17 protein-coding genes are annotated in these 20104 nt (G+C 42.3%); 6 read left to right on the top strand and 11 right to left on the bottom strand.

What is annotated here, in order from left to right; all coding sequences use genetic code 11:
• Positions 1 to 32 precede the first annotated feature (32 nt).
• The 6 genes from Q0R52_RS15280 to Q0R52_RS15255 all read left to right on the top strand — a co-directional run bounded on the left by Q0R52_RS15280 (position 33) and on the right by Q0R52_RS15255 (position 5474).
• On the top strand, positions 33 to 1055 hold the full coding sequence (locus Q0R52_RS15280) for a histidine kinase (protein WP_295795769.1): 1023 nt from the start codon (positions 33 to 35) through the stop codon (positions 1053 to 1055).
• Entirely contained in the window at positions 1052 to 1831 is a 780-nt protein-coding gene (locus Q0R52_RS15275) for a LytTR family DNA-binding domain-containing protein (protein WP_295795768.1), read from the top strand. Before Q0R52_RS15280 ends, Q0R52_RS15275 begins: the two co-directional genes overlap by 4 nt.
• Positions 1832 to 1973: 142 nt before the next feature.
• On the top strand, positions 1974 to 2747 hold the full coding sequence (locus tag Q0R52_RS15270) for a sterol desaturase family protein (RefSeq protein ID WP_295795767.1): 774 nt from the start codon (positions 1974 to 1976) through the stop codon (positions 2745 to 2747).
• Positions 2748 to 2856: 109 nt separating this feature from the next.
• Positions 2857 to 3591 carry a hypothetical protein gene (locus tag Q0R52_RS15265; RefSeq protein ID WP_295795766.1) on the top strand — a complete coding sequence of 245 codons (735 nt, stop codon included), beginning with the start codon at positions 2857 to 2859 and terminating at the stop codon, positions 3589 to 3591.
• A gap of 18 nt (positions 3592 to 3609) precedes the next feature.
• Complete coding sequence (locus tag Q0R52_RS15260; RefSeq protein ID WP_295795765.1) at positions 3610 to 4008, top strand: hypothetical protein; 399 nt, start codon at positions 3610 to 3612, stop codon at positions 4006 to 4008.
• A 134-nt stretch (positions 4009 to 4142) separates the two neighbouring features.
• Positions 4143 to 5474, top strand: a complete 1332-nt coding sequence (locus Q0R52_RS15255; RefSeq protein WP_295795764.1) for a zinc dependent phospholipase C family protein — start codon at positions 4143 to 4145, stop codon at positions 5472 to 5474.
• 74 nt (positions 5475 to 5548) lie between these two features.
• On the opposite strand, the gene Q0R52_RS15250 is transcribed toward Q0R52_RS15255, so the two are convergent.
• The 11 genes from Q0R52_RS15250 to Q0R52_RS15200 all read right to left on the bottom strand — a co-directional run.
• Entirely contained in the window at positions 5549 to 7519 is a 1971-nt protein-coding gene (locus tag Q0R52_RS15250) for a S9 family peptidase (protein ID WP_295795762.1), read from the bottom strand.
• 93 nt (positions 7520 to 7612) lie between these two features.
• The gene (locus Q0R52_RS15245) at positions 7613 to 8986 is read right to left on the bottom strand and encodes a RagB/SusD family nutrient uptake outer membrane protein (RefSeq protein ID WP_295795761.1); all 1374 of its coding nucleotides are present in this window, start codon (positions 8984 to 8986) and stop codon (positions 7613 to 7615) included.
• 16 nt (positions 8987 to 9002) lie between these two features.
• Positions 9003 to 12095, bottom strand: coding sequence for a TonB-dependent receptor (locus Q0R52_RS15240; RefSeq protein WP_295795759.1), 3093 nt, complete (start codon positions 12093 to 12095; stop codon positions 9003 to 9005).
• 306 nt (positions 12096 to 12401) lie between these two features.
• Positions 12402 to 13100, bottom strand: coding sequence for an ankyrin repeat domain-containing protein (locus Q0R52_RS15235; protein WP_295795758.1), 699 nt, complete (start codon positions 13098 to 13100; stop codon positions 12402 to 12404).
• 307 nt (positions 13101 to 13407) lie between these two features.
• Positions 13408 to 13752, bottom strand: coding sequence for a 50S ribosomal protein L20 (rplT, locus tag Q0R52_RS15230; RefSeq protein ID WP_252790598.1), 345 nt, complete (start codon positions 13750 to 13752; stop codon positions 13408 to 13410).
• 75 nt (positions 13753 to 13827) lie between these two features.
• Entirely contained in the window at positions 13828 to 14028 is a 201-nt protein-coding gene (gene rpmI, locus Q0R52_RS15225; protein ID WP_094570984.1) for a 50S ribosomal protein L35, read from the bottom strand.
• 131 nt (positions 14029 to 14159) lie between these two features.
• A complete protein-coding gene (infC, locus tag Q0R52_RS15220; RefSeq protein ID WP_252790597.1) occupies positions 14160 to 14726 on the bottom strand; it encodes a translation initiation factor IF-3 in 567 nt (188 codons plus the stop codon).
• Position 14727: 1 nt separating this feature from the next.
• Entirely contained in the window at positions 14728 to 16653 is a 1926-nt protein-coding gene (thrS, locus tag Q0R52_RS15215) for a threonine--tRNA ligase (RefSeq protein WP_295795757.1), read from the bottom strand.
• Between the two features lie 282 nt (positions 16654 to 16935).
• Entirely contained in the window at positions 16936 to 17574 is a 639-nt protein-coding gene (locus tag Q0R52_RS15210; protein WP_295795755.1) for a response regulator, read from the bottom strand.
• Positions 17575 to 17707: 133 nt separating this feature from the next.
• Entirely contained in the window at positions 17708 to 18148 is a 441-nt protein-coding gene (locus Q0R52_RS15205; RefSeq protein WP_295795754.1) for a response regulator, read from the bottom strand.
• A 14-nt stretch (positions 18149 to 18162) separates the two neighbouring features.
• Positions 18163 to 20104 (bottom strand): ATP-binding protein (locus Q0R52_RS15200; protein WP_295795753.1); only part of this gene is annotated, 1942 nt, incomplete at its 5' end.

Here is a 20104-nt window from a genome sequence, read left to right as displayed (position 1 = left end):
TAACTTGTACTTTAAGCCGTTAAATTTACCTGATGGATAAAACCGAAAAACGGATTTGTTGGTACAGTTCGCTTTTAATTGCATTGTTGGTTAGCAGCCCGCGGTTGCTTGCCCTGCGCGAGAACGGTATTGTTGCCCACTACTGGCGTTTCAACCTTGCCGAGCTTATTTTACAGGTGGCGCTTAATCTGTTTTTTTGCTATCTGCTATTCCATCTAAATCTTCATCGTAACAATACGTTCTTCAATTATCGCAGCCAAAAACGATATATCATTGCGCTTTTTTTGAATCTTGTTTTGGTACTAACCTGTTGCATTTTTGCGGGGGCAATACAGCACCGGTTATTTTTAAGTCATCAACTTCCTCAAATTTATTGGTCGGGCTATATATCAAGATATTTTTTAAGCGGTATGCTCGCTGCCATTATCATAAAAATCGTGCTATTACTCCGCGAAAGCAAACAAAAGGATTCGGAAAATGAACAGCTCAAAACGGCGTACCTGGAAGCTGAGCTTGAATTGTTAAAAGAGCAGCTAAATCCGCATTTCCTGTTTAATTCATTAAGCACACTATCGGGTGTTGTACGTGAAGATCCGGTGAAAGCGCAGCATTTTATTAATCATTTGTCTAAGATATTCAGGTATGCGTTAACTCAATCCGGCGGTCAAATGGCTACCATTGAGGAAGAACTAAAAATGGTACGCTCGTACGAACAGCTACTTATCATGCGATTCGAGGATGCGTTTAAACTAAATATCAATGTAAACGGAAAATTCCTCGGTGAGAAAATCCCCCATTTAAGCTTACAACCCCTGGTTGAAAATGCGGCCAAACATAATTCAGTAACTCTATCAAGTCCACTTGCCGTCCAAATATTTATTGAAGATAGCATGCTGGTGATAAGTAATAATTTACAGGTTTTGGCTAACCCGGAAAGCGGTACTGGCATCGGGCTTGTTAATTTAGCCAGCCGATATAGAATATTAATGCAACAGGAGTTATTAATTGAAAAGACCACAGAAAATTTCATCATTAAATTACCATTAAAGTTATGAAGCAATTGAGATTAGTGATAATTGAAGATGAACCGGCAACAGCCCGTAACCTCGCTTTTATGCTGCAATCAATTGACGAATCGGTGCAAATAATGGCTATTTTGACGGGCGTTGACGACTCCGTAAACTGGTTCTTGTTAAACAATAACAATTACGACCTTATTTTTATGGACATCCGGCTGGCCGACGGTTTGTCATTTGACATTTTTAAACGCGTTAGCCTGTCAAAGCCTGTAATATTCGTGACGGCCTATAACAATTACGCTATACAAGCCTTCAAGAACAATGGGATTGATTATATATTGAAACCTTTCGACCAGCAGGAAGTTGAGCAAGCGCTCAATAAATTTAAAAACCTGTTAGGCAGTGCACTTTCGGACGCCGGAGCGATTAATCTTTCACAGCTGATGGAACAATTAAACGAGGCTTCCAAATCCTATAAAAAATCGTTCCTGGTTCATTTCAGAGATAAACTTATTCCTGTCGAAACCGCAAAAATCGCCTGGTTTTATACCGCAAACGAACTCGTTTACGCACAAACCGACGATGCGCGTCAATATGTTATCGATTTTACGATGGAGCAACTGGAAAAGCAGCTCGACCCGGCCGCGTTCTTCAGGGCAAACCGCCAGTTCATCATCAATCGCAAACAAATTACCGAAGTCGATTTTTATTTTAACGGCAGATTGTCGGTAAAAATCAAGCCTGCCCCTCCTGAAAATATCATCATCAGCAAAGCCCGCGTCCCCGAATTCAAGGTCTGGATGAATAACTAGCAGCTTCACCTGCGGTATTGACAGCCTCGCCTGGTTTATCGCCAACCCTGCTATTTTTTTGAGTCAATTTTACATCGTTCAACAAATCCACTCAACTGTCGTGGTGGAAGTTGAGCGCAAACTGACTTAAAAAAAAAAAAAAATGAAACATACAGTTGGCCCTTACAGATTTTGGATACTTGGGATTTTATTAGTGCTTATCCTGGCTGAAATAGCCTGGAGCTGGCGAAACGATAAAAAGGCATACGAGATAAAAGAGACATTTTCGAACCTGGCTGTACTAACCGGTTTTCACTTGTCCAAGGTTTTATTTACAGGATATCAACTGGCCGTGCTTGGATTTTTTACAGAAATAGCGCCGTTTACCTTCCCCAACAACGCCTGGGTATTTTTACTCACATTCATAACGACTGATTTTATTTACTATTGGTTCCACCGGTTGTCGCACATATGGAAACCTTTGTGGGCCTTTCATATGGTGCACCACTCCGCAATGCACATGAACTTAACTGCGGCGTATCGTTTAAACTGGCTGTCGGCGATTATCAGTCCGCTGTTTTTTATCCCCGCTGCCCTGATGGGTATGCCCGCCGATTTTATTGTAATTTCTTATGCGCTTAACCTCGTTTACCAGTTTTTTCTGCACACCGAAGCAGTTGACAAAATAGGCTGGCTGGAAGGCATAATTGACACCCCATCAGCTCACCGTGTGCACCATGGGAGTAACCCGCTCTATATCGACAAGAATTTTGGTGGCGTACTTATTACCTGGGATAAGCTATTTAAAACCTACCAGCCCGAAACCGAAAAAGTGAATTATGGCCTTACTACGGGTTCGATGGGTTACAACCCGTTTAAGCTGGTCTTTAAAGGCTTTACCGACCTGTTTACCGGAAAAATGAAGCTTAAAAGTTAGTTCACCCCCCGAATTGGACGGTTCACCATAAGTGCTTAAACCGTCGCCAACAATGCCCGTTTAACAATTAAAATATCAGATCAACATAAATAACTAAACAATTAAAATCATGAAAAAGAAAATCATCAACACAAAACTACTGTTTACGGTATTGATAGCCGCAGGTCTAACTTTTACTGTAGCGTCATGTAAAAAAGACAGTACCAGCACAACTGCCGCGACAGTGACAGAAGCCGATGCCGCGGAGTTAACCACAGATGCCGTAACGCCAGAAACCGGTGGAATGACGGCCCAGCTAAGCACTTCGACCACTATTGAAAAGACAGTTGTACTATCGTGCGGGGTATCCAAAGATTCGACTATTATCAAATCGAGTGCAGCCGGGGCTTCCCCTTCGTACAGTTACAATTTGAACTGGAATTACATGCTTACCTGTAATGGAATTATACCCAGCCAACTAACTTTTAACTTCACAGGTACCGGCAGCTATGATGGGACGCGGTTATCATCAAAAGATAACAGCCAGGGTGCGTTTACGCTTACCGGGCTGCCTCCCGCTTCGTCGCAATATCTTTTCTCTTCAACTTATACCCGTACCGGTACAACAACCTCTAAAATTGCACGACAGTACACCTTCACCAGCAATATAAAAATCACATCCAGCAATATTGCTGTCGATAAAACTACCCAGCAAATTGTGTCGGGAACGGCTACTGTAACTATTGCAGCCACATCAACTTCCGGTAAAACTTTCATCTTTAACGGCATTGTAACCTTCCTTGGCAACAAAAAAGCTACCATAGTTTTAAATAGCGGTGTAACTTATAATATTCAATGGTCGTAAACCCCTAAAAAAAGCCACATGAAAAAGATTAGAGAAATTTATATCACATTGTTTTTTGTCGCAATAAGCACATTTGCCACGGGGATTTTACATGCGCAAGCCAACCCTGGCGACTTAAAGAATGCCACGCCAGAGCAACGGGCGCAAATGCAAACCGGTATGATGAAGAGCAAATTAAAACTTGACACCAACCAGGTTTTAAAAGTACAGGCCATTAATTTAAAATACGCACATAAGTTTGAGCCAATAATTAAAGGCAGCGACGGACGCATGAAAAAAATGAAAGAGGCGATGTCGCTACAAAAACAAAAAGACGCCGAACTAAAACAAGTTTTCACAACAGAGCAATACAAACAATACCAGGACTTTGAACAGGAAATGAAGAGCAAAATGATGAGCCGGTTAAACGGTAAATAAAAATCGATATAATTTTCAACTACCCATTCACAAAAGCCTTGCCCACAAACGGTAGGGCTTTTTTTATAACTTTTTTTGTTAAATGAAACCTTTTTAACCTTTTTACATTTATAATTAAATCTGTCCCAATTATAATGAAGATACGCAGACCCGGCAGGTTTTTTATACTTGCATTGTTTATTTTTTTTATTCCCATATCATCAAAGGGGTATTCAGTTTTAACCCATGAAGCGCTTATTGACGCTAGCTGGAATAAAAGTATCAAACCATTATTAAAACTAAAGTTCCCAAATGCCACGGATGACGAATTGAAAAAAGCACATGCATATGCCTACGGCGGCTGTTTACTGGCTGATATGGGTTACTTCCCCTTTGGCAGCAAGTACTTCACCAACCTGTCGCACTATGTTCGTAGCGGAGATTTTGTAGAGAATTTAATAGGCGAATCGCAAAACATCAATGAATATGCATTTGCACTTGGTTCGCTTTGTCACTATATGGCAGATAAATACGGCCATTCTATAGGAACCAATCATGCTGTACCGCTGGTTTATCCCAAAATCGCCCAGAAATACGGCAAGGTGGTAACTTACGAAGAAGATCATTCGTCCCACAGCAAAGTTGAACTTTCGTTTGATGTGCTGGAAACCGCAAAGGGCAATTACGCAGCAGAAGCTTACCACGATTTTATTGGATTTGAAGTAGCAAAACCTGTACTTGAAAGAGCATTTTTAAAAACCTATGGCGAAGATATTAACAGTGTTTTTGGCGATTTGGACCTTGCTATATCAACTTACCGGTGGTCGGTTAAAAGCCTGATGCCTACTGTTACCCGCGCAGCCTGGAAGATGCGGAAAGACGAAATACTAAAAGCAAACCCGAGCGCTAACAGCCATACTTTTCATTATAAAATGAAGAAGAAAGCTTACATTAAAGAATTTGGCTCGTCGCGAACTAAAGGAAATTTTGGTGAACGATTTGTTGGCTTCCTGATACGTATACTTCCCAAAGTGGGGCCTTTAAAAGCATTAACATTTAAGGACCCCGGTCCGAAAGCTGAGGAACTTTTTGTGAAAAGCTTCGACACGGTTTTAGTTCACTACAGCGGCGCTCTTGCAATGTTACACCATAGCAAGTTAAACCTGGCCGATGTTGACTATGACACCGGCAAACCCACCGCTATCGGCGAATATCACCTGGCCGACAAAACTTACGCTAAATTGGTTGAAAACCTGGAGGAAACAAAGTTTAACAACCTCACCAAACCGCTAAAACAAAATATCCTTAATTTTTACAGTAAAGTCGACACCGCGACAATGGCCAGAGAATACCCCAAAGACTGGCAGAAAACCTACAAATGCCTGCAGGAACTTAAATTAGCCAACACAGTTATACCCGATAGCTTAAAAACGGCCAAGGGTGTATACTACAAACTAAATGAACCGTCGGAAGTAATTAAACAGTGACCACTTAAACGTTACGCCTTAGTTAATTTCTTCTTTCGGACTTTACTGACTTTTCCCGACTTTCGGACTTCTTTCTACTTTAAATATTTATCAAACCATGCAATATACCGCTGTAGCCGGTCAACCTGGTAGCTGGGTACAGTTATGCCATGGTATTGATTTGGATATAGTATCAACTCTGTCGGTATATTTTGCGATTTAAGCGCCATGTACATTTGCTCGCTGCCCGCAGTGGGAACGTTAAAATCCTTCAACCCAGACATAAAGAGAACCGGTGTTTTTATTTTATCTGCATGAAAAAACGGATACGAAAGTTTTATCCATTTGTCCTGGCTTTTCCATGGCTGGCCAAGTTCGTGTTCGTACTGTAATACATATTGATCGCTGCCGTACATGGTAGTTTGCAACGCGCTGCCAGCGCCGCTTGCCCCTGCTTTAAAACGGGTATCGGTAGCTATGGTATAATCCGTTAATATACCGCCGTAGCTCCAGCCACCAATACCCAGGTGGTCAGGGTCGGCTATGCCTTTTTTCACCAGTTCATCTACAGCGCCTAATAAATCAACAACTTCTTTGTTACCCCAGTCGGCATTTATGGAGTTAATATATTTTAAACCGCGCCCATTACTGCCCCGATAATTTACAGCGGCTACAGCATAACCGGCGCTCGCCAGTATCTGCCTGCTGGCATCAAAAGTGTAATCATCCTGGTCAACGGGGCCACCGTGGATGAACAATATAAAGGGAAGTTTTCCTGTACGCAAACTATCCGGCGTATAAACCAAACCGGAAACAGATGTGCCATCCTTACTCCTGGATTTGAAACCCTCGACGTGAGCTAACTTAACATTAGCCAACCAATCCTGGTGGTGGGTTAATTTACGAAGACTGCCGTTTTCCACCTTGTATAATTCAATAGGCACATAGGGCGTGCTAAATTCAATCACCCAGTTATTTGCCATATAAGGCACTATATTTAAAATGCCATAGTCGCCACTGTTTACAGTTGTAATTTTCTTTGTGTCCATGTCATAGCGGGCCAGGTAATTCCGCCGGTCATCGCTAACTAAAAATGCAACGCTCTTACCGTCTTTGCTCCAGGTTGGGTTTGCCACGGGCCTGTCCATTTGCCCGGTAATGGTTTGGCTATTTTTGCCGTCAGCATCCATAATACAAAGTATTTCCTGGTCATAAATCGTATATTCCTCTCCTGCCGTTGAGCGCAGGTAAGCGATATATTTGCCATCTGGGCTCCATTTTGGGCTTATGTCATGCCCTTTCCACGTAGTAAGCTGGCTTAGTTGCCCGTTTGGTTTAGCTTCAATAGTGAAAACATCTTCGTTGTCATTTCTTTCCGGGTCGGGCGTACGGTTGCTCACAAAAACAACTTTGCTCCCATCCGGCGACCATTCTGCCGCCCGCTCGTCAGTATTTCCCTTGGTTAATGTATCAAGTTTTTTGGCATCGACGTTAAACAGGTAAAGATGCGTGTATTGGTGTTTCAGGTATCCTTCTATATCCTGTTTAAAATGATATCTATCTATTTTGATGGGCAACGGATTTTTAGGTTCTTCTTTTGCTTTACTTTCCGGGTCTTCAATACTAAGCAACAGTTGCTTTGAATCAGGCGACCAGGAATAGTCGCCCAAATCACCCTTAATATCAGTTAGTTTTTTCGCTTCCCCGCCCCTGCGGTCGAGCAACCAAACCTGCGAACCGTTCTTTGACTCGCGCGATGAAAGGAAAGCCAGGTACCTGCCATCGGGACTCCAGCGCGGGTTCGACGCCGGTTCAGGTCCATGTGTCAACTCTATCGATTCGGCGCCGGTAAGGCTTTGCATCCATAAATGCGAAACGCGGGCATCTTTTGCAGTATCTACTTCCGAAAGGCTGTAGGCCACCCATTTATCATCGGGAGATACCCTCGGGTCGCTCAGGCTTTTGATTTTTAAAAAATCAGCGGGTTTAAACGGGGTCTTTGTTGTCTGGGCATAAGCATAAGTTAAGCAGCAAAACGAGATTGCTAAAAGGGCTCCTTTTTTCATTGTGATTTAATAGATGTGGTAATTTACAAATCTTTATGGTATAAAAAAAACCGGGACCAATGTCGCCCCGGTTTAAAAATTATCAAATCGCTTTTAGTTGCCGTAACCCGGGTTTTGAATCAGTTTAGGGTTGGCGTTAATATCCTGCAACGGAATTGGGAACACCAATTTATTCGAACCGAATGGCAATGCGCCAACATCCTGCTGCAGCCTTTTTGCATCATGTAAAAAGAAACCGCCTTCAAATGCCAACTCATGTCTTCTTTCCAACATTATATCATCAAGAGTTACTTCAGCTAAGTCGCCCAGTCCGGCGCGCGTTCTGATAACATTGACATCGTCAACTGGTGCAGCACCGGTGGCAGTTCCTAAACGGAAGTTTGCTTCTGCTCTTATCAGGTACAATTCGGCAAGCCTGATGATATGGACATTTCCAAACTCGTTATCAAACTTGTCGCACCGCAAATTACCGTCACTATCCGGGTTGTAGATACCCAAACGAGCGTCTGCATCCTCAAAATCACCCAGAAAACTATCCTTAATGATGATATCGCCACGGCCTGCGTTATCCGACGATGCAAAATAGGTATTAAATGCATTGGTACCCTGTTGCCCGGTAACTTGTATTGCGAAAACGTCCTCCGAAGTATTATCCACATGGACCGCTGTCCCGCCAGGGTATGGAAACTCGTCTGCATAATTAGCGTTAAGACTAAATTTGGCTGATGATATAACTTTATTCGCTTCTGTCGCTGCGTTTATATAATCGCCTTTTTGCAAATACAAACGCGCCAGTATCGCCGAGGCCGAATATTTGTTTGCATAAAAACTATTGGTTGCAGGCAACTTGTTTTCGGCATCGGTTAAATCGGTAATCGCCTGCTGGTAGACCTGCGCCACCGTTGATCGTGATACGTATGAAGCTGAAGTAATAACCGTGGTTGGCGTTAAAACAATCGGCACGCCAAGATTGGTATTAGGGTCGCCATCGTTCCACGCTTTGCCGTAAAGTCGCACAAGGTCAAAGTAGGTTAGCCCTCGCAAAAACTTAGCCTCACCCTCCGTACGCGGTGCATTGGCCGAAGAGACTTTGCTCAGGTTAGCCAATACGTTATTGGCTTGGTTTATTACCTGGTAACCATCGGACCAGGTGCTGTTTACAAACCCATTATCAATCGGGATGCTTTGGTTAACCATTTGTGTTAAACCCTGGAAAGTCCCCTGCCAGTCAAGCACTGTTTGCGTCGCCATCAGGTCGGCATACAATAATGCCCCACCGCCATACAAGTCTGATAAACCTGCACGGTTATAAGCGCCAACCAACGTTATTTGCACATCCTGCGCAGTCAAAATAGCCTGGCTTTGTTGTATTTGCTGAAAGGGCTTTAAATCAAGCTGTTTATTGCAGGCACTTAATATCAGCACCGTGCTTAAGGCCCCTATGTATATTTTATTTAGTTTTTTCATGTCCTTACTTTTTAAATTATAATCCAACATTCACTCCAAAAGTAATGGTACGCGGCTGCGGGGCCGAGTAGAAGTCGTTTCCGAGGTTGATATTGCTCGCAAGAAAATCGGTATTTACTTCAGGATCCCATCCTTTGTATTTTGTTATGATAAACAGGTTGTAGCCGTTTACAAACACCCTTAATTTATCTATTTTAATTTTTTTAAGCATGTCTGAAGCGAAGGTGTAGCCGATTGACGCAGTTTTTAAACGTACGTATGAACCGCCCGATAAATACCTGCTGGATGGGTCGGTACCATTCGGATAAAATAAGCGGGGTTCGGGCACCATGGTAATATCACCTGGTTTGTTCCAGTAATTCAACTGGTCAATAGTTTGATTGTCCAGGCCGTTACTTGCTGATGAACTCATATACTGGCCGCCGCCATTATAAATTTTGTTGCCGAACGAACCGTAAATTGAAAATGTAAGGTCAAAGCCTTTGTATCCGAAGGTGTTGGTGAAGCCCCCTGTCCACGGTGGCGTTGGGTTACCTAAGGGAACGCTTTGGGCGGTATTATAATCATTTGTTTTAGTGCGATTTAGGGTTCCATCTGCATTTTTGGTATTTAGGTAATACAATGCGTCACCATTAGCCGGGTCGGCGCCTGCAAATTCACGACCGTAAAACACACCGATGGGCTGCCCCTCAATAACCCTGTTTAAATCGGCGCCATCATCAATTATCTGACCCTGCACATAGGTTACTACGTTTTTATTATAAGCGGCATTAAAGCTTGCGTTCCACCTGAACTTGCCTACGAAAATATCGCCCGATACAGTCAGCTCAATACCTTTGTTGTAAAGCTTACCCAGGTTTTGCAGTTGCGAGCCTAAACCAAGCGTTTCGGGTATGTTGACATTTAATAATAAATCGGAAGTGTTTTTACGGTAAACATCGATGCTTCCCGAAAGCCGATTGTTGAAAAAGCCCCAATCTAAACCAAGATTGATTTGGGTTGTTTTCTCCCATTTCAGGTTAGGATTTTCGAGTTGGAAGAAACGCTGGCCGGCAACGCCGTTGTACCCAGCATCTCCCGAAAACAAACCGAGTGCAGCGTAGTTGCCAATTTCGGCATTACCTGTTAAACCATAACTAACCCTCAGCTTTAAGTTGCTTAGCGAGTTGAACTTCTTCATGAAGTCTTCCTCGGTTAACACCCAACCAAGCGAGCCTGAAGGGAAAACCCCATACCTGTTGTTTGCACCAAATCTCGATGAGCCATCGGTCCTAACACTTCCGGAAAGCAGGTATCGGCCCTTGTATGCATAATTTGCCCTTGCAAAATAAGATACAAAACTAAATTCGGCCTGGGTAGATGAACCTCCGGATTTCTCGGCAGCCGAAGCTATCTCACGATAGGAATCTGACGGGAATTGTTTGCCCTGAATGTCGTTAGTAGTGGCGTGACTGTATTGATAGCTATTGCCAACAGTGACATCAAGCGAATGGCTTTGCGCAAAAACGTTTTTATACGTTAAATAGTTGTTTACTGTAAAGTTAACCACGTCGGCATTTCTGTTTTCGCCAAAACCATGCGGAGTACCTGTGTTCCTGATAGTTAAACTGTTAGCATAGCTATCCTCATTTTGGTTGGTCTGGTCAACGCCAAATTCCGAGCGAAAATTCAAGTGTTTTGAAATATCCCAGTTAGCAAAAACATTTCCCAGCGTACGATAAACGTTTGTGTGAAAATATTCGTTATCGACGCTTATCAACGGGTTATAATAAAGCGGGAAGCTACTGCTCGAACCTGGCGGCGTACCACTTATTAAGCCCGAACGCGGGTCGATTACTGGTGTTATGGGCGATAGCGCTACAATTTGCAGCGGCGTGTTAAAATTGTCATCGTTAGCTACTCGTTTATTATAGGTATGTGTAAAGTTCAAATTCATACCAATATTAAAATTGCTAAATATTTTAGTGTCGATATTTACCCTGCCACTGTAGCGTTGAAACTGGTTGCCTTTGAGAATACCTGTTTGGTTTAGCGCCTGGCCGCCTATATAATAGGTGGTTTTTTCGCTGCCGCCAGTAAAATTCAGGTCATACTGTTGTTGCGGTGCGGTTTGAAAGGCCTGCTTGCCCCAATCTGTGTTGTAAGTGCGCCAGTTGGTATTCCCTGCGGAAAGTGTAGTAAACTTGCCTTCAATATAAGCTTTTTCATCAGCCTGAGCAGTTGCCAAATCAGGCTCAAATCCTTGCAACACGTCCTGCGTGGCCGCGCCCATCGCGGCGCGTTCCTGTAGCGCTAACCATTGGTCGGTATTTAAAAATTTACGCTCTCCCGATGGTTTGCTGTAGCCAAACTGGGCATTAAAGCTGATTTTGGCAGCGCCTATTTTTCCTTTTTTTGTGGTGATAATAATTACACCATTTGAACCCCTGGCGCCATATATCGCCGATGCAGATGCATCCTTCAGCACCTGGAACGATTCAACATCGTTAAAGTTAAGGTCGGCAAGCGGGTCGGTTGTAGCACCATTGCTCGACAAATCAATCTGATTGGCAATGATGCCATCAATTACAACCAAAGGCTGTGTGCCGCCCGATATTGAAGCTGTACCGCGAACGCTAATTTTGATACCCTGCCCCAGTTTACCGTTATTGGCCTGGATATTAACACCTGCGGTTTTGCCCTGTAACGCCTGCTCAAAACTGGTTACCGGTGTATTTTCCGTTTCTTTACCTGATACTGTTGCAATAGAACCCGTAATGCTGGCACGTTTTTGTGTACCGTAACCAACCACAACTACCTCAGTCAGCTGTTTGGGGTCAACGTCCATCTGCGCATCAACTGTGGCACCGGTTATGGGCAAATTGGCGTCTTTATAGCCAATGTATTTAAACGTTAACGCGGTTGCTCCATCCGGAACAGTTAAAGAATATAAACCATTTAAATCTGTTTGCGTGCCGGCTGATTTGGCACCTTTGGCGATCACCGTTACCCCGGGTAAAGGCGATCCGTCTTTTACATCTGTTACTTTACCTTTTACCACTTTACTTTGAGCAAATGCTAGTGATAAACAGGAAAATAAAAGAAAAAACGAGAGTAGAGTTTTCTTCATATGTGATTAGTTAATTATTGTTCAGAGGCGTAACAAGTGGTAAATTAATAAAAAATTGCCTTTTATGCAACAAAAGTCACAAATTATTTACGTAAAAATTAAAAAAATAGCACTTTAGATACTATTTTTATATATAAAACGTGCCTATTAAGTAAAACGTTGCTTATGAAAAATATTTGTTTACGACGCCACGTCACCCGCATCACTCAAACCTGTGGGCTCTTACGGTTATTTGGATTGAAGATATTGTAAAAGATATACGTTTATTGATGATGATAAAGTGTTACCGGGGCCGGTAGTATGGTTTCAATGCTGTTTAAACAAGCTTAGCAGTTTCCTTTGCTTATTCGCTGTTGCTAATTTTATAGCTGAAAGTCCTTCTTTGTTCTCCTGGTTAAAGTCCGCGCCAAATTGTAGCAACATTTCAACCTGTTCAATTTTATATTTCTTTTTTACCGCGTAAAACAACGCTGTATTACCTTTTGGGTCAGCTGCGTTAACATTTGCACCATTTTTCAGAAACCATTCGGCTATTTCAAACCTTCGCCAGTTAAACGCAGCCAAAAATGGGGTGCCCCCTACCGTATCATTGTCAATTTCAGCACCGTGTTTTTTAAAAAAACCAGCGGCTTCAACATCATCGTACCAGGCAATGGCGTACATGCAATTATCGGGATTAGCCCCGTTTTCTAACAAGTAAGTGTATATTTTGTCATTACGGCCACGGGTATAAGCATACCACAAAGGCGTGGCCGGAAAATCACAATTAGGATCGGGGATGTTGTGAACTGAATTAATATCCATCCCCAGGTTTAACAATAGCTTAAGCATTTGCAAGCTATTTTCAGCTTTTTCAATTGAATTTGAGACATCAACCCCGCATAAAAAATGAAGTGCATTTTTGCCACTGTCTTCACTCCATGTAACCCATTTAGGCTCGCGACTCAGCATTTCTTCAACAACCGGCAGATTAATTTCTTTCACCGCTGTGATGAATTTATTCATAAGCAAGTTTATCTGGTAGACGAATAAACTAATATAAGAAATTCATACGACATAAAGATTATTGCTTTTTTACCGCAACCAGGTCGTTACTTTTATGCTGCAGGTCGTTTCTATAATCACGGGGCAACTTGTCAAATTCTTGTTTAACGATTTGGTGAAATATTTGGGCTTGTTAAATCCACACTTATCTACAATTTCGGGTGGGTCGGGCCATTTTAGTTTCTATATTAAAAAAGCCCGCATCAAGCGGGCTTTTTTAATATAGAACTTTTAATCCTAAAATCTTTTGATCCAAAGAATCTTAGTTTTATTTAACTGCGTCCACAACTGCTTTAAAAGCATCTGGGTGGTTCATAGCTAAATCAGCAAGTACCTTACGGTTTAAGCCAATTTCTTTAGCTGTTAATTTACCCATTAATTGTGAGTAAGAAATTCCGTGCTGACGGGCACCTGCGTTAATACGCTGTATCCATAAAGCTCTAAATTCTCTTTTCTTGGTCTTACGGTCGCGGTAAGCGTACTGTAAACCTTTTTCTACTGTGTTTTTTGCAACAGTGTAAACCTTGCTGCGTGAACCCCAATAACCTTTTGCAAGGTTCATGATTCTTTTCCGGCGTCTTCTCGACGCTACTGCGTTAACTGAACGTGGCATGTTGTTGTTTTTTGGTAGTGAGTGTCAATTTAATGAACTTGCAATACTCTAATACCTGGTTAAAAAAATTGTTAATTACTTACCTATGCAAAGCATACGTTTAACGTTACCCATATCAGCATCAGAAACTAAGCTGGTGTGAGTTAAGTTACGCTTACGTTTTGTCGACATCTTGGTTAAGATGTGGCTTTTATAGGCGTTCTTCCTTGTGATTTTACCTGTTCCAGTAAGCTTAAAGCGCTTTTTGGCACTGGAATTGGTTTTCATTTTTGGCATAACCTTGTTTGTATATATTTATTTTAATTAATTACTCTTTTGAGAGTCAAGAGTCAAGAGCCAAGAGCCAAGAGCCAAGAGTCAAGATTTTTTAAAATTCTTTCTTGGTTCTTGACTCTTGATTCTTGAATCTATTTTTTCGCTGCTTTCGGCGTAACGGTCAAAAACATCCGTTTTCCTTCAAGTTTCGGCAATTGCTCAACCTTACCCACATCTTCCAGTGCCTGTGCAAAGCGCAGCAGCAATATCTCGCCCTGCTCTTTGTAAACTATCGCACGGCCTTTAAAGTGTACGTAAGCCCTCACCTTTTCGCCAGCTTCCAAAAACTTAATGGCATGCTTTAATTTAAATTCAAAGTCATGATCATCAGTATTCGGTCCAAACCGTATTTCTTTAATAACGGTTTGCTTGGCGTTACTTTTAATCTCTTTAAGCTTTTTCTTTTGCTCGTAAATAAACTTATTGTAATCGGTTATTTTACAAACTGGTGGTACCGCGTTGGGAGATATCTCAACAAGATCCAATTCCTGCTCTTCAGCTAAAGCCAGCGCATCACGAAGGGAGTAAATCCCCTGTTCAATGTTATCGCCTACCAAACGGACCTCCTGGGCCCTAATAAATTGATTAATGTTGTGTTCGGCTTCCTTTTTCTTAAATGGTAGCCTGGGTCCTCTGTTGAAAGGTTTGTTTAATGCCAAGTTATACTGTTATTTCTTTAATTATTTGTTTTTTAAATTCTTCAATGCTCATACTGCCCAAATCGCCCTCGCCGTGTTTACGTACAGAAACCAAGCCTTCGGCAGTCTCTTTTTCGCCCACAATCAACATGTAAGGAATTTTTTTGACTTCAGCGTCCCTGATCTTCCGACCAATCTTCTCGTCCCTGAAATCAATAAGCCCGCAAATATCGGAATCTTTTAACGATTCTGAAAGTTTTTTTGCATAATCTTCATATTTTTCAGAGATAGGCAAAATAATAAATTGTTCGGGCGAAAGCCATAACGGGAAATTACCCGCGCAATGCTCAATTAGCACAGCTACAAACCTTTCCAGTGAGCCAAACGGAGCACGGTGAATCATCACCGGGCGGTGTTTCTGGTTATCGCTACCGGTATATTCCAGCTCGAAGCGTTCAGGTAAATTATAGTCGACCTGAATGGTGCCCAGCTGCCATTTACGGCCTAGTGCATCCCTCACCATAAAATCAAGTTTCGGCCCATAAAACGCCGCTTCGCCATACTCTACCACCGTACGCAGGCCTTTCTCCGCCGCCGCTTCTATAATTGACGATTCGGCCAACGCCCAGTTCTCATCGGTACCGATATACTTGGCCTTATTATTAGGGTCGCGAAGCGATACCTGAGCGGTATAGTCCTCAAAACCCAAAGCACCAAATACATATAATACAAGGTCAATGACCTTTTTAAACTCATCCTTCACCTGGTCGGGCCGGCAAAATAAGTGGGCATCATCCTGTGTAAAGCCACGCACGCGGGTTAAACCGTGCAATTCGCCGCTTTGCTCGTAACGATAAACAGTGCCAAACTCGGCATATCGTACCGGGAGATCCTTATACGAGCGCGGTTTGGTTTTGTATATTTCGCAATGGTGCGGGCAGTTCATCGGTTTTAAAAAGAACTCCTCGCCTTCCTGCGGTGTTTTTATAGGCTGGAATGAATCAGCGCCGTATTTTTCATAATGGCCCGAAGTTACATACAGGTTTTTATGCCCGATATGTGGGGTGATAACCTGCTCATACCCTGCTTTTACTTGTGCCTTTTGCAAAAAGTTTGTTAAACGCTCACGCAAAGCAGCACCTTTAGGCAACCACAAAGGCAGGCCCATGCCCACTTTTTCACTGAAGGCAAACAATTCCATTTCCTTACCCAATTTGCGGTGATCGCGTTTTTTGGCCTCCTCCAGCATGTGCAGGTATTCGGTTAGTTCGCTGGCTTTAGGGAAGGTAACAGCGTATATGCGGGTAAGCTGCTTGCGGCTTTCATCGCCACGCCAGTAGGCGCCCGCAACGCTCATCAGTTTTACAGCTTTTATAAAGCTGGTATTGGGTATATGTGGCCCGCGACATAAGTCGGTAAAGTTACCTTGTGTATAAAAAGTGATGGAGCCATCTGTCAAATCCTTTATCAGGTCAAGTTTGTACTCGTCGCCTTTTTCGGTGAAATAGTCAATGGCATCGGCCTTGCTTACTGCTTTGCGCGAAAATTCTTCTTTTGTCCTGGCCAGTTCCAGCATCTTGTCTTCAATCTGCTTAAACTCGTCAGATGAGAACACGCGGTCGCCAAAATCAACATCATAATAAAAACCTGTTTCGATTGCTGGGCCTATGCCGAATTTAGTGCCCGGATAAAGCGCTTCTAAAGCCTCGGCCATTAAGTGTGCTGATGAGTGCCAGAATGTAGCCTTACCTTGTAAATCGTTCCAGGTTAATAGTTTTACGTGGGCATCCTGCTCAATGGCGCGGCCTGCATCCCAAACCTGGCCGTCAACTTCGGCCGCTAATACGTTTCGAGCTAATCCTTCGGAGATTGACTGCGCAATCTGCATGGACGATGTTCCTTTTTCGTACTGACGAAGGGATCCATCAGGGAGAGTAATGTTAATCATCTACAACTATGATTTAAAGTTTATAAAAATTGAATTGTTATTAATCACCTACAAAGTGATTTGTTAGTTATGCGGCAAATTTATGATTTTTTATGGGGATTACACAGATTTGAACCGCTGATTTGTAATGATTACGTTGATTTCGCTGATGTATGGCTGGAATTATGGGCGGGACGCTATGGGAAACAATTCACCATCTCTTCCAAATAGCCGGATTACTATATCAAAACTGTGTTTTACGCAAATGAAAAGAAACATTTGCAACGGGTCAACAAGCAAAAATTACTTCATGATCTCCCTTATTTCACTAGTATTCTTCACAATTTCGTGGATGGTTATATCCAGGTTTTCAGCCACAAGCTTTAGCATATTGAGCACTTTGCCATTCACAGGGTCTGTTGGATCATCAAAATTAAACAAGTTGTGTAATCCGAGTATATTAGCTATTGATACCCTAACCTGGTGCGATTGTAAAAACGCAATTTTTAACAGTTTTTCGTATTGTGCTTTTAACTCCTCATCGGTGTTTCGTTTAACCTTTTTTTCTTCGGCATCTTTTAGCGCGCGGTTAATTTTGGGGCATAAAGAAAATAGCTTTTCTTTCAGGGCGTAATCGGTTATGCCGTCCCTAATCAACTCAACCGACCGTTCTTCACCAATTGAGCCTGAAACGATTATGAACGGGGTATCAGGCGATTTTATTTGCTTTATTTTGAAAGCCGCAACACCATCAAAGGCAGGTAGCGTATAATCCGAAAGTATTATGTCAGGCATATAATTATCAAGCGCGCTTACAAACGAATCGCGGGTTTGAACAACTTCACTACTAAAGTTTAATCCGTTCCTTTTTAATTCACGCCAGAGCAGGTCAACGTCGCTCTGATTATCTTCTAGTATAAGTATTTTACAGGTGTTGATCATGAAAATTAAATTTGGGAATCAGCTCTGTTATGCAGGCATGTATTATGCCTGCCAACATTTAAAATTATTCGGCATCTGCAAATTAGGGTTGGCAAATCAGCGTGTTAATGGTATTCAAATTATTTATGTTTATTTAGTTGGGCAATTGGCTCAGTATCATCCAGTACAGGCCTATTTCCTTTATCGTATTAAAAAAATTGTCACTTTCAACGGGTTTGGCTATGTAGCTGTTAGCGCCCAGGGCGTAGCATCTTTGAATATCCGGGTCTTCTTTTGATGATGTTAGAATTACTACGGGGATTGAACTGGTAGCAGGATCTGATTTGATTTTTTCAAGCACTTCCATACCCGATATTTTGGGCATTTTAAGGTCAAGCAATATTAGTCTTGGGTTCTCATTTATGTTTCGCAAAGCGTAAACGCCCCGGCAATAAATAAAATCAAGCGCTTCGGCGCCATCGCTAACATGATGCAGGTTGTTTGCAAAGCCGCTTTTTTTAAGGGCTCTTATTGTCAACATCGCATCGTCAGTGCTATCTTCAACAAATAAAATCTCTATGTTGCTGTAAGGCATATATTTTTTGATTTTTAAGCATTAATATTTGGCAGGCTAAAATAAAATTCGGCCCCCTGGTTAATCACCGATTTCGCCCAAACCGTGCCGCCGTGCCTTTGAATGATTTTTTGTACAATGGCCAGTCCTATACCGGTTCCTTCAAACACTTCCTGCAAATGCAGGCGCTGAAAAACCCCGAAAAGCTTGTCGTAGTATTGCATATCAAAACCGGCGCCGTTATCCTTCACGTAGTAAACAATTAAGTTTCCCTCCTCATAGGCGCCAATTTCAATACACGTTTTATCTTTATATTTTGAATATTTTATTGCATTCGAAATAAGGTTTATCCAAACCTGTTTAATTAACGATGGGTCGCCTTTTGCCGGCGGCAGCACTGCCATTTTAAACGTTGTCCTTTTTTCGTTGTCCTCAAATAAAAAATCGTCCTTTACGGTGGTTACCAGGGCATTCATATTAATGTCCGTAACCGCCACCTGTTTCCGGCCCAATTTCGAAAAAGCCAGCAGGTCGTCGATCAGCTCCCCCATTTTTTTTGAATTTCGCATAATCGAGCGCAGCACTTTCGTTCCTTCTTCATCAAACTTTTCCGAGTAGTCTTCCTCCAGAATACGTGCGTAACCGTTTATGGCCCTTATGGGAGCACGCAAATCATGAGACACTGAATATGAAAATGACCCCAGTTCTTTGTTGGCGGCTTCCAGTTGCGCAGTGCGCTCAACTACTTTCTTTTCCAGTTTTTCATTAAACTTTCTAACCTCTTCTTCTGCTTTTTTAAGCTCTTTATTGGTTACAATCAATTCGCCGGCCCGCTTTTCTTTCTCTTCGTTCTGAAAAACAAGTTCTTTATTGGCAATTATCAGTTCGGCGGCCCGGTCTTCTTTTTCCTGGTTTTGAAACGCAAGTTCTTTGTTAGCAATAATCAACTCGGCTGCGCGGTTTTCTTTCTCCTCATTTTGAAAAACAAGTTCTTTATTGGCTATAATCAATTCCGCTGCCCTGTGCTCCTTTTCAGTGTTTTGAAATGCCAGCTCGTTGTTAGCTATAATCAACTCAGCTGCCCGTTTTTCCTTTTCTTTATTCTGAAAAATAAGTTCCTTGTTGGCAATAATCAGCTCCGCTGCGCGATCTTCCTTTTCTGTATTTTGAAAGGCGAGTTCTTTGTTTGCTATTATTAACTCGGCGGCGCGTTTCTCTTTTTCCCCATTCTGAAAAATGAGTTCTTTATTGGCGATAATTAACTCGGCCGCACGATGTTCCTTCTCTGTGTTTTGAAAAGCCAGCTCCTCGTTGGCAACAATCAGTTCGGCTGCACGCTTTTCCTTTTCTTTATTCTGAAAGATGAGCTCTTTGTTTGCGATAATTAACTCAGCAGCCCGGTTTTTCTTCTCTTTATTCTGAAAAGCCAGTTCTTTATTAGCTACAATTAGTTCTTCGGCCCGTTTCCCTTTTTCCTTGGTTTGAAAAGCCAGCTCTTTGTCAGCAATTTTTAACTCGTTTGCCCGCTTTCCCTTTTCTTCAGTTTGAAAGGCGAGCTCTTTGTTAGCTATCACTAATTCTTCGGCGCGTTTTCCTTTTTCTTTGGTTTGAAAAGCCAGTTCTTTATCAGCAATTAGTAATTCCTCGGCTCTCTTCTCTTTTTCTTCAGTTTGAAAAGCCAGTTCTTTATTAGCTATAATTAATTCTTCGGCGCGTTTACCTTTTTCCTTAGTTTGAAATGCCAGTTCCTTGTCGGCAATAATTAGCTCTTTCGCCCTCTTTCCTTTTTCTTCGGTTTGAAAGGCCAGCTCTTTATTGGCAATGATTAATTCTTCGGCGCGTTTACCTTTTTCCTTAGTTTGAAATGCCAGTTCTTTGTCGGCAATAATTAGCTCCTTAGCCCGCTTTCCTTTTTCTTCGGTTTGAAAAGCCAGTTCTTTATTGGCGATAATCAGCTCTTCCGCGCGTTTGCGTTTT

This window comes from Mucilaginibacter sp. (assembly GCF_025359345.1).
In the GTDB taxonomy this organism is placed as follows: domain Bacteria; phylum Bacteroidota; class Bacteroidia; order Sphingobacteriales; family Sphingobacteriaceae; genus Mucilaginibacter.
This window is presented reverse-complemented; position numbering and strand designations above follow the sequence as displayed.